This window comes from Enteractinococcus helveticum, from assembly GCF_001657475.1.
Classification (GTDB): domain Bacteria; phylum Actinomycetota; class Actinomycetes; order Actinomycetales; family Micrococcaceae; genus Yaniella; species Yaniella helvetica.
In genome coordinates this window covers 44,980-56,291 of record NZ_LXEY01000020.1, presented here as the reverse complement: position 1 = coordinate 56,291, position 11,312 = coordinate 44,980, and the positions used below count along the sequence as shown (strand labels likewise).

General features: G+C 59.9%; 11 protein-coding genes. 4 read left to right on the top strand and 7 right to left on the bottom strand.

Annotated features, from left to right (window positions below):
- Positions 1 to 22 precede the first annotated feature (22 nt).
- The 4 genes from A6F49_RS09520 to purN form a co-directional block, all read right to left on the bottom strand.
- Positions 23 to 865, bottom strand: coding sequence for an AraC family transcriptional regulator (locus tag A6F49_RS09520; protein WP_043057484.1), 843 nt, complete (start codon positions 863 to 865; stop codon positions 23 to 25).
- Positions 866 to 946: 81 nt separating this feature from the next.
- Positions 947 to 2,320 carry a magnesium transporter gene (mgtE, locus tag A6F49_RS09515; protein ID WP_043057485.1) on the bottom strand — a complete coding sequence of 458 codons (1,374 nt, stop codon included), beginning with the start codon at positions 2,318 to 2,320 and terminating at the stop codon, positions 947 to 949.
- A gap of 41 nt (positions 2,321 to 2,361) precedes the next feature.
- Entirely contained in the window at positions 2,362 to 4,026 is a 1,665-nt protein-coding gene (gene purH / locus A6F49_RS09510; protein ID WP_043057486.1) for a bifunctional phosphoribosylaminoimidazolecarboxamide formyltransferase/IMP cyclohydrolase, read from the bottom strand.
- Positions 4,027 to 4,090: 64 nt separating this feature from the next.
- On the bottom strand, positions 4,091 to 4,696 hold the full coding sequence (purN, locus tag A6F49_RS09505) for a phosphoribosylglycinamide formyltransferase (RefSeq protein ID WP_043057487.1): 606 nt from the start codon (positions 4,694 to 4,696) through the stop codon (positions 4,091 to 4,093).
- Positions 4,697 to 4,772: 76 nt separating this feature from the next.
- Here purN and A6F49_RS09500 point away from each other — a divergent pair, with 76 nt between their 5' ends.
- Entirely contained in the window at positions 4,773 to 5,150 is a 378-nt protein-coding gene (locus A6F49_RS09500; protein WP_043057488.1) for a hypothetical protein, read from the top strand.
- On the opposite strand, the gene A6F49_RS09495 is transcribed toward A6F49_RS09500, so the two are convergent.
- Complete coding sequence (locus A6F49_RS09495) at positions 5,147 to 6,424, bottom strand: cell division protein PerM (RefSeq protein ID WP_067605741.1); 1,278 nt, start codon at positions 6,422 to 6,424, stop codon at positions 5,147 to 5,149. The two genes, A6F49_RS09500 and A6F49_RS09495, sit on opposite strands and share 4 nt — an antisense overlap.
- Before the next feature lie 225 nt (positions 6,425 to 6,649).
- Between A6F49_RS09495 and gdhA the strand changes: the two genes are divergently transcribed.
- Positions 6,650 to 7,987, top strand: coding sequence for an NADP-specific glutamate dehydrogenase (gene gdhA, locus A6F49_RS09490; protein WP_043057490.1), 1,338 nt, complete (start codon positions 6,650 to 6,652; stop codon positions 7,985 to 7,987).
- A 94-nt stretch (positions 7,988 to 8,081) separates the two neighbouring features.
- Positions 8,082 to 8,738, top strand: a complete 657-nt coding sequence (locus tag A6F49_RS09485) for a DedA family protein (RefSeq protein WP_082911713.1) — start codon at positions 8,082 to 8,084, stop codon at positions 8,736 to 8,738.
- A 22-nt stretch (positions 8,739 to 8,760) separates the two neighbouring features.
- On the opposite strand, the gene A6F49_RS09480 is transcribed toward A6F49_RS09485, so the two are convergent.
- Both A6F49_RS09480 and A6F49_RS09475 read right to left on the bottom strand, forming a co-directional pair.
- Positions 8,761 to 9,195 (bottom strand): acyl-CoA thioesterase, encoded by a 435-nt coding sequence (locus A6F49_RS09480; protein WP_043057491.1) that lies wholly within the window; start codon positions 9,193 to 9,195, stop codon positions 8,761 to 8,763.
- Between the two features lie 17 nt (positions 9,196 to 9,212).
- Entirely contained in the window at positions 9,213 to 10,247 is a 1,035-nt protein-coding gene (locus A6F49_RS09475; RefSeq protein ID WP_067605738.1) for an App1 family protein, read from the bottom strand.
- A gap of 240 nt (positions 10,248 to 10,487) precedes the next feature.
- On the opposite strand from A6F49_RS09475, the gene A6F49_RS09470 reads away from it, so the two are divergent.
- Entirely contained in the window at positions 10,488 to 11,279 is a 792-nt protein-coding gene (locus A6F49_RS09470) for an inositol monophosphatase family protein (RefSeq protein WP_235604954.1), read from the top strand.
- The last annotated feature ends 33 nt before the right edge of the window (positions 11,280 to 11,312 follow it).

Sequence of the window (11,312 nt, the reverse complement as noted above, 5' to 3'; positions counted from 1 at the left end):
TGTGATTTGACGGCGGCGCGGGTCACTTCCGAACAATGGGGATCCACAGTTCGGCTTGACCGCAGTTGCCTTGCGCATTGAGTTGAGTTTTCAACAGTTGGGGTCCAGGCGCCCATTCATATGGGTTGGCTGGGAACCACTCCGCGGCGGCTGTCGCCCAGAGCTGTTGGAAGGCCTCCGGAACTTTGCCTTCCGTGGTAAAGACCACCCATTGCCCTGCTGGAATAGGTTTGGTTTGAAACGACTCGTCGGGCGTGGTCGTGGCAACGGCGTGCCAATAGATAACCTGGGCGTCGTCGTCATCTAAATATTCCGTTGCGCTCACCGTGCCCAGCGGCTCTATGTTGGACAGCTCGTGGAGGGCCTTCAGTGCTGTGGGGTTCAGGCTTCGCTCAAACTGCTGGATGGCCTCGTTGGTGCCCCGGGCGACGATAGGCACTTGGGTGTTGTATCCCACGAGGTGGAATGCTGATTTTTCGATGATGCGGTATGGCACGTTGTGCGTCCCTTCGATGCTGATGCGTATTTTCAGTTGGGATTGGGAGCGCAAGATGGCACCGGACTCACGCGCTTGGGTTGGGGTGAGTCCGTGGAATATTTTGAATGCACGGGTGAAAGCATCGGCCGAGCCGTACCCATAGGTAATCGCGGTGTCCAGCACGGAGACGCCGGCCAGAAGATTGGCGGTTGCCTTGGTGAGTCTGCGGTTTCGGATGTACTCCGAGATCGGCATGCCGGCCAGCGTGGCGAACATGCGCCGGAAGTGATACTCCGACGTCATGGCCAGTTGTGCCAGGTCGGCAACCTGGATGGGCTCGGTCAGGTTAGTCTCGATGTGCTCAACCGCGGTGTTCCATTCGTGCATAGGTTATCCTCCCAATCGGGTTTCACCTTATAAACGAATTCGGTGTGGCGTCCGATCTTTGGTGCCGGATTCGGTCGGATCCTAAATGCCCAGGATGGTCTTAGCGATGAGGAAATACACGATCAGGCCTAGGGCGTCGACGACCGTGGAGATAAACGGGTTGGAAAACACCGCCGGGTCGACGCCGATCTTGGAGGCAATCAGTGGCATGACGGACCCGACGGAGGCCGCCAGCGTACAGATGACGACGAGCGTGGTACCAATGACCGCGCCGATCCCCAGGTCCCACACTAACGAGGTGCCAAGAAATCCGATTGCCCCGAGCACCACCCCCAGCGTGAGCCCCACGAGTGCTTCGCGTCCGACAACTCGGACCAAGTCTCGGGTGGTCACCTGGGACAGCGCGATCGCGCGCGTGACCGTGGTGGCCGCCTGGTTGCCGGTGTTTCCGCCGGTACCGGTCAGCAACGGGACAAACAATGTGAGCACGACCATCGCGGCCAGGGTGTCTTCAAAATACCCCAGCACCTGCACGGTCAAAATCGCGCCGATCCCCAACACCAACAACCAGACCATGCGGGATTTGACCAGCTGCATGACCGACGTTGAAAGGTACGGCTGCCCGAGGGGTTCCGCACCGCCGGAGCGGAGCGTGTCTTCAGATTCTTCCTCTTCCAGCACCAACTGGGCGTCGGCAACCGTGAGCATCCCGATGAGCCGCTCGGCGTCGTCCACCACCGGCAGTGCTTGGACGCGGTCGTGGACGACTGTACGGGCGGCTTCTTCGACGTCGTCATGCACCGATACCGTTTCGGTGGGCTCCATGATGTCTTCAATCAGCTCATCGGGTTCGGCCCGCACCAGGCGCGGCAGGTGCACCAGGCCCAGCACCTTGTGGGTCGAAGACCCCACCGGCAGCACGCTCAAGTTGTCCACATCGGCGGCGGGCACGGTCACATCACGAATAATGTTCAATGCGGTGGCCGCCGACATGTCGGGTGTCAGTTCTTGTGGCACCACCGACATTCGCCGTCCCACCGAGTCTTCCGGGTAGCCCAGAATTTTGGCGGCAGCATCGCGTTCCGCTGGGCCAAGGCTGGCCAGCAGTCGCTGGGCTACCTCAGCTGGGACCTCATCGAGCAGTCGGGCCTGGGTGGACGACTGCAACTTCGAGAACAAATCACGAGTGTGCTCATCGGCCAGCCCATCGATCAGATCCGACTGCAACGAGGGCTCCATGTTGCCGAACACTTCCACGGCAACATCTTTATCTAGCAGGCGGAACGCCACCGGCATCAGCCCGGGCGGGGTGCGGTCAAGCACGCGCTCCACTTCAGCCACTCTCATGTCGCGCAATAGCTCCGCTGCGTCGGCGTATTCTTTATCGCGCAACAGATCCCAGAGCTCGTCCTCCAGCTCGGCAAGCGTGGTTTCCTGCGGCTTGGGATCTGACATGCGTCCCCCTGAGGTTGTGGGCGAAAAGGTCGGTATGGTGTTTATCCGTGGTAGAAGTGGCGTGCTCCACCCGTGAGATACATGGTGATGCCCGCGGCGTTGGCGGCTTCGATGACCTGGTCGTCACGCATGGATCCACCCGGTTGGACGACGGCGCGCACTCCGGCGTCGATCAGGATCTGCAGTCCGTCGGCGAATGGGAAGAACGCATCCGAAGCGGCAACCGAACCGGTCGCGCGGTCTGGCGCGCCGGCGCCGTCAACGTTTTCTGCACCGCCGGGGGCCGAGACCTCTTGGGCACCGGTTGAGGCGGCACCTAAGGTGTTGGCGCGTTCAATGGCCAATCGGCACGAGTCCAGGCGGTTGACCTGGCCCATCCCAATGCCAACGGCGGCCTGGTGTGCGGCTAGCAGGATCGCATTGGATTTCGGCGCGCGCACAGCCTCCCAGGCAAACACCAAATCGCGCATAGTCTCTTCATCGGCGGGTTCACCGGCCACCAGTTCCCACTGTGCTGGGTTGTCGCCGGGCGCCTGGTACATATCAGCATCCTGGACCAGCATGCCACCGGAAATCTGTTTGAACTCTTTGGTATCGAGTGCAAAATCGTCCGGGAGTTGCAGCAGGCGGATATTCTTCTTCGCGGTCAAAATTTCCAGTGCCTCGGGAGTAAAGGCCGGTGCGACGACGACCTCGGTGAAGATGTCTTTGACCTGCTCAGCCATGGCCGCGGACACCGGACGGTTCGCGGCGATCACCCCGCCAAAGGCCGAAACCGGGTCGGTGGCGTGTGCCTTGGCGTGGGCATCGGCGATCGCGTCTTGGGCACCGGCCGAAGCCACTGCCAGGCCGCATGGGTTGGCGTGTTTGATCACGGCGACGGCCGGATCCGTGAAAGTAAATGCGGCGCGGATGGCGGCATCGGCGTCAACATAATTATTGAAACTCATCGCTTTGCCGTGCAGCAGTTTCGCCTGGGCGACGCCGGGTTTGGGGGTCGTGGCGGTGGTGTACAGCGCGGCCGGCTGGTGCGGGTTTTCGCCATAGCGCAGGGCTTCTTTCAGTTCCAGCGCGTGCCCGGCGTAGGCGGGGTGTTCGGCGTCATCAAACTGTTCGGCCATCCAAGTGGCCACCGCGGTGTCATAGGAGGCGGTGTGGGCAAAGGCTTCCACGGCCAGGCGCTGGCGCTGCGCCAAGCTGAACCCACCATTGGCCACGGCGGTCAAAATCTCGTGGTAGGCCTGCGGGTTGGTCACAATGGCAACCGAGCCGTGGTTTTTGGCGGTAGCACGCACCATGGTGGGGCCACCAATATCGATTTGTTCAATGACTTCCGGCTGGGTGGCTCCCGATGCAACGGTTTGAACAAACGGATACAGGTTGACCACGACCAGATCAAACGGGGCGATATCGTGTTCGGCCAACTGAGCCATATGATCGTCCACGTTCTTATCGGCCAGGATGCCCGAGTGAATAAAGGGGTGCAGTGTTTTGACACGCCCGCCCAGCACTTCTGGGAACCCGGTGACTTGTGCAACCTCGGTGACTGGTACACCGGCGGCCTGGATCATTGCAGCAGTTGAGCCGGTCGAGACGATTTCGACCCCGGCTGAGGCCAGCCCTTGGGCCAATTCGGCCAGTCCGGTCTTATCGTAGACCGACACGAGGGCGCGCTTTACCGGGATTTGATCCAGCTGGATGGTCACTTAGGGTGCTCCTTTGGCAGGTTGTGTTTCTCACCGGCAACCGGTGAAGTCTCCTCGCGTCATTCTAGCGCGGTTTAGCATACGGCCGGATGAGTTGTTCAGGCGTGGTGCCCGCGGCCAGGCGCGCCAGATTCTCCAGCAGCATCTGACGTTCGGCGACCTTAATTTTTTCGTGCAGGCTTGCCTCGTCGTCGTCGGGCGAGATGGCCACGGAGCGCTGATCCAAAATCGGTCCGGTATCCACCCCGGCGTCGACAATATGCAGCGTTGTTCCGGTAACGACCACACCGGCATCCAGCGCATCAGCCACCGCGTGGGCTCCTGGAAATGACGGCAACAGGGCCGGGTGTGTATTGATGAACCGCCCGGCAAACCGGGTGATGAACTCCTCACCCACAATGCGCATCAGCCCCGATGACAACACAATGTCTGGCTGGTAGGCCGCGACGTGCTCCGCCAGTGCCATCGTCCAGGCCGCCCGAGAGTCATAGGCTGTGTAGTCGACGACGAAGGTTTCGATCCCGGCTGTTTCGGCCCGAGCCAGCCCGTAGGCATCGGCGACGTCGGAGCCTGCGGCGACAATGTCGACGTCGAGCTGGCCTGCAGCAACGGCATCGATGATGATTTGAAAATTTGATCCGGAACCGGAGAGTAAAACGACCAAGCGCATACGTCTTAGTGTAGGGAATCAATCGCTACACTGAGGTGATTGGTCGTCCATGTTGTGTCAGGAAGGCAGCCTTATTGTGAGTCAGCGTCAAACCCCAACCAAGCGGCGTCAGATTGCCAACGGTATTTTGTGGCTGGTTGCCGCCCTGGTGGCCACCTATGCCGGGTTGGCGTTACCGCTGCCCTATAAAGTTATTGCCCCGGTCTTTGCGCTGGCCGCGGTGGTCGCCTCGGTGCGGATCTTCCGGCTGGCCTCCAGGGGTGAGCACACGATGTTGGTGTGGTTGGCCGGCACGGCGGGCCTGTTGGGGGCGCTGTTTTATGGCGGGGTGGCCACGTCGCAAATCATCCTGTGGGAACCCACCGCAACCTATGAGCACTGCCTGGCCGAAGCGCTGACCGAAACAGCCTATGCGCGCTGCGATGCCGACTATATGACGAGTCTGTGGGATTAATCTTTGGCGGGTTTTGCCCAGCGGAACGCCCCGTGGCGCAGTGGGGCCATGGCGTAGCCAAGGGCCGAGCCAATACCAATGTGCGCGGCAAAAAGTCCGGCGGCCAGCAGTGGTGGGGCCCCGATAGCAGTTAATGTGCCAATTGCCCAGGAGCCACCCGAGATCGCCATGATGCCCAAACACAACACGCCTGCACTCACCCCGATGCACACACCGGTCAGCAGCACGCCAACGGTAATGGCGGTGGGGGGGTTTGGAATTTTTGCGACGATGAAGTCCTCCAGGTGGTTTTCACCGGCCCCAAAGAACCACCAACCGGCCAGAATGCCCGCCAGCAAGAGTAACAACAGCAGCCACCAGTGTTCCTGCAGTGCCTGTTGGGTGGGGATGGCCGAAAAGATTGGCAGTGCCGGTTGTTCACCGGGCAGAGTTCCGGCCGGAGAGACTTCAAGGGTGCCGATCCGAAAGCCTGCGCCGGTCAGGTAACTCAGGGTCCAGGCTGCGACATTGGGCAGCACCAAAATTTGCAGCACGGTGATGACGAATCCGCCAAAAATGCCGGCGTCCAAGCGCTGATACACATCGGTGACCTCAGCCCAGTGCATGCCAATTTGTACCGAGAGCACAATCGAGGCGATGGCCCAGGCACCGGCCACCGCGATCGTGGCGGCACGGATCAGCGCCCACAAATAGTGCCAGAAATTTCGGGCGGCATCCGATAACCGATCAACCCGCCCACCGATATATTCGCGCAGCGGGATACGGAAATATCCCAGCGCACCCCACGCATAGCCAAGTACAAAAACCACCGCGGGGATCGTCACCGCCAAGGTGGCATTGAGCACGACGGCGTCAAGACTGACCAGTGTGTTGGTCCCCCACACAAAAAACGTAAACGCCGCAATGGCCCCGAGCGTGGGCTGCCACAGGGTGCGCAGTTGGGAGGCTTTGGCTAACCGGGCGCCGACCCGGCGTGCGAGCAATACCCAGACCAATAATAAGCCCAATGGGATGAACCACCAGGTCCCCACGGGGTCTTGAGTATCGACACTGACCAAATCTAGGGGCACCCCAAAACTGGAGAACCACATGTAGGCGCCGATGGCACCGGCATCGCCTAACGGCATGGAGGCAAAGGCTCCGGTGATCCACATGATGGCCAAGGGCACCACGATGATGGCCGCTCCTATGAAGGCAGCGGCCAGCGCTTCCACGATGCCTTGTAACCACAACGGCATTGGGAAAGATTTTGGTTCTGGTGGTGTGTTGGTCATTATCTCCTATCGTGCCATTAGTTGGGCCTGCAGTGGCTTATTGGCACGACGTGGCACCTGACTGTGATAGTCACTTGCAATATTTTGTGCAACGTTGCAGCACTGACAGCGGTTTTCCCCTAAGATTATTGCTGAAGAAGACAACGGTTGTCTCAGGTGTCAGCCGTGTCATTTCACCGCAGGACCCGAATCAACCGCCAAGAGAAGTTTGAGGAAGGTTGCGATATGGAAACCGGTTTAGCCCAGATCAGAGAAGAAGTACTGCGCCGGAACCCTGGGGAAACCGAATTTTTCCAAGCCGTCGATGAAGTCTTTGACAGTCTAGGCCCTGTCATGAAGCGCCACCCGGAATACGTTGAACACGGGATTTTGCGGCGCATGGTCGAACCCGAACGACAAATCACCTTCCGTGTCCCCTGGGTTGATGACAAGGGCGTGGTCAAAATTAACCGCGGTTTCCGTGTGCAGTTCAACTCCGCGCTGGGTCCCTATAAGGGCGGCATCCGGTTCCACCCATCGGTGTATCTGGGCATCATGAAATTTCTGGGGTTTGAACAAGTTTTCAAAAACGCGCTGACCGGTATGCCCATCGGTGGTGGCAAAGGTGGTGCTGATTTTAATCCTTCGGGTCGTTCCGAAGGTGAGATCATGCGTTTTTGTCAGTCATTTATTACTGAACTATACCGCCATATTGGCGAGCACACTGATGTTCCAGCCGGCGATATCGGCGTGGGCACCCGCGAAATCGGGTTCATGTTCGGACAATACCGACGCATCACCAACCGCTTTGAGGCCGGCGCATTTACTGGGAAAGGTGTGTCCTGGGGTGGTTCGCTGGTGCGCCCCGAAGCAACCGGCAACGGTGTGGTCATGTTTGCCAACCAGATGCTCAAAACCATTGGTACCACCCTGGATGGCGCCACGGTGACGGTTTCAGGATCGGGCAACGTGGCAATCAACGCCATCAACTACGCTCAAACCCTTGGGGCAACTGTGCTGACCGCATCGGATTCCTCAGGCTACGTCGTCGACGAGCAAGGCATCGACATCGAGCTGCTGCGCCAGATCAAAATCACTGAACGGGCTCGGATCTCCGAATACGCCGAACGCCGTGCACGGGCGCACTTTGTTTCGGATGGTTCCATCTGGGAAGTGCCCGTTGATGTCGCCATTCCGTGTGCGACCCAGAACGAACTTAGTGGCGACGACGCCGCAACCCTGGTGATGAACGGCGTCAAGGCGGTTGCTGAAGGCGCCAATATGCCCTCCACTCACCAGGCGATCAACACCTTCCGTGAAGCCGGTGTGCTGTTTGGGCCGGGTAAAGCAGCCAATGCTGGTGGCGTGGCAACTTCGGCGCTGGAGATGCAGCAGAACGCTTCTCGTGATACCTGGAGCTTCGACTACACGCACTCCCGGCTGGAAGAAAACATGGAAGATATCCACGACCGGTGCATTGCCACCGCCGAGGATTTTGGGCACCCAGGTGACTATGTGATCGGTGCAAATATTGCCGGGTTCCTCAAGGTTGCCGACGCCATGATTGCCCAGGGCGTGGTCTAACCGGTGCTGCCCCGGCGCCGGCTAGGGACAGCACCGTAGTATTCCGATGCTCGGCGGGACGCCGGTTCGTCGTCGGGGATTATAGGAACCCATCATGGAAGCGCTGAATTGGATCGGCGATTTTTCTGGCGACATAGAGGCCGCGATGGTCGAGCTCGGAGCCTCCTGGTGGTTGATCCTGGTGGTGTTTGTGTTTTGCTGTGTCGATGCGGTGTTTCCGATTGTCCCCAGTGACTCATTCGTCACGGCGGCCACGGTTATGGCGCTGGCCAGCGGGGCCTCCGGTGGTTTTATTGTCTTAGTTATCGCGGCCGCGGCGCTGGGCGGGTTGAGCGGGGACTGCCTTGCCTACAGCATTGGCTCCAAGGTCCCGGTGCAGCGTATGCCCGGGGTGCGCGGGGCCACCGGCCAGGCCGCATTTCGCGCCACCCAACGTGCTTTTGACAGGCGCGGTAGTACGTTTCTGCTGACCGGGCGGTTCATTCCGGTGGGCCGGATCGTGGTGAACATGACGGCCGGGGCGACAGGGTTTCCACTGCGGCGGTTTTTGCCCATTGCGGCATGTGCCGGGGGGCTGTGGGCCAGTGTTGCGGGGCTGATGGGTATCCTAGCCAGTTATGTGTTACCGGACAGCACCCTGCTGGCCATGGTTGTCGGGGTGTGCCTTGGGATCGTTTTCGGGCTGAGCATCGACTGGTTGCTGCAGCGCCGCCAACGGCGCACCGAACTCAAAGCCTCCGACCCGGAGTAAGCCTGGCGGCGCACGGTCTGTGCTAATGGTTTGCCAGCGCAGCGCGCTGGTGTTCGTTGAGTCGCACGGGCATGCCGGTGTGCTGGTTGACGAACACCATGGTCGAGGTCGCTTGGACCGCCACGGCGTCGTCGTCATAGAACCGATAATAAATCTCCACCGAGGCCCCTTTGACCTTGGCCACGCCGACTTCCACCCGGATCGGGGTGCCGCGGTATGGCAGCTGGCGGCGGTATTTTACAGTGTGGTCCGAGATCAGCGTCATCACACCGTCTTCAACTCCCGCCAACAGGTTGATGAGCGGCTGCGGGCTGGTGTCATCCAGGTGCCCGGTGCCGGAGGGAATCCCGAAAACCATGACGCGAGCTTCCTCCATCAACCGCACAATTTGGACGTTATTGATGTGCCCGTAGGCGTCCATATCGCCCCAGCGCAAGGGAATCTCTACGACGGTCATGCTTGTGCTCCTGTGTCTTACGGGTTGTCTTGAGTAAATTGTGGGTAATCGGCGCGCAATTCTGCCACCGTGATCTGTTCTTGTGCGGTTACCGACTGCGGCCAAGCCAACGGCGGGTTGATGCGTGGGGCAAGAATGCCAAAGTTTTCCAATTGGAAGGACAGAGCGGCCCCATCGGGACCATAGGCCCAGGGCACGCCATCGGTGGCGCGTTGGGTTTCTTCGGCCCGCCCACCGGCCAGCAGCGCTTCGGTTGCCGAGAGTTGCCGGATGGCAATCCCGTTGACCCTCCCCGGATGATGGTGGGCAAAGTGCGTATAAATTTCGGGATCGTGTTGGCCGTCGTCGCCGATTAATGACCACGTCAACTGCGGAAAATCCGTGGCCAAGCGGGCCAGGGCACTGACCTTATGCGCCATGCCGGAGCGGAACCACCGATCCTCGGTTGGGCCCCACGACGTCAATAACATCGGCCCGAGCGGAAACAGGTGCCGGGTCATAAAACGGGTCAGCGTATGAGCGACATTCCAGGGCCCGGTGGAAACATAAAAGATCGGCGTGCCGCCGTCCTGTTCTGCCAGCCGGTTGAGCATTACGGGCATGCCGGCCACCGGGCGTCGGGCGTGCTCATCGAGCAAAAAGGAGTTCCAGGCAGCTGTCAGTGGGCGCGGCAGTGCCGTAACCCAGACGGTGTCATCGACGTCGCAAACGACGGCGCGCTCAGCTTCGTCACTAATGATCAACACGTCTTGGCTGCTGGATTCCCCACCGTCAACGTGCAGGGTCACCGTGGCCCAGCCGGGCGCCAATTCGCACGGAATCCGCACATCAACAACCCCGTTACGATCCGCCCGAACCACATGACGGTATCCGTCGACCTCAACTTCGACTTTGGCATAGGCAATCGGTGGGGAAACAAAGTTCTGCCACCCCCGGACCCCATCACGCACAATCTCGGCCAGGTACTCGGCCTCGCTCCACTCGGGCTTGGCCAACAGCACCCGGGAAAAAATCCGCACCCAGCGGGGTGAACCATATCCGGTAAACGACAAAATTCTGGGTCTATCCCCGCGCCGGCGAGCACGGTCGCGTCGGCGGCGTTGAAAACTGTAATAGCTCAGGGTCGCAAGTTGTTCTGGAGGGGAGGCGTCGTTTCCCGCAGCGCTCGACAGCCCCGGGATAGTTGGAAATCGATAAGTCTTACGACGGCGCGCCATAGTATTGCTCGTCCCACTCCTTGGTCATCCACACAGTCTAATACCTTTCCACCCGACTGGTTTATGGTGGAAGCCATGACGACTCTCCGCCAGACCGCGCTCCACGCCACCCGTCCTGCCGCCGCTGAACTCGCCGCAGCATTTACTTCGGGTACGGTCGCAGCCAATGCCAAGACGAATCGCCATGATCTGGTGTCTGATTGGGATCACCGCGTCGAAGAACACCTCAAGTCCCGGTTGGCCCGTGACGGCGCAGTCTTCTGGGGTGAAGAGACCGGTCGTGAACCCGTGACGGCGCCAGGCCAGCTGGAGTGGATCATTGATCCCATCGATGGCACCAGCAACTTCGTCCACGGCTACCCGTTCTTTGCCATCTCGATTGCCGCGGTGATCGACCAACAGGTAGTGGCAGGCGTTGTGGTGGATCCTGTCTCGGGTGATGAATACTCGGCAGATCGCACTGGCGCCTATCTCAACGAGGCACCGCTACAATGCAGGCCTGCCCCAGCGCACGTTAGCCAATACAATCTGGTCACATCATTCCCGGCAGCTGAAATCTTACAGCGGGCACCCCAAGCGCCTGAACTCTTTGGTGAACTAGTAACCCGCTTTGCAACCGTGCGTCGGCTCGTGTCGGGTGCCTTAGAAATGTGCTTTGCCGCCCGCGGCATCGCCGATTTGGTGCTGGGTGTGGATACCAAGCCCTGGGATGTTGCTGCGGCGTCGTACATCTTGCAACAAGCAGGCGGAACGTACCTCACCGGCACCTCGGGACCGGCCCATCTCGCTGCGCATTATGTTGCCGTGGCACCCGGGCGCTCCGCGGAAGCCATCACCGACATTTTTGATCAGATCCGCCAAATGTGACATTTCGCCGTCCAACGGTGGCATCACGGTGTC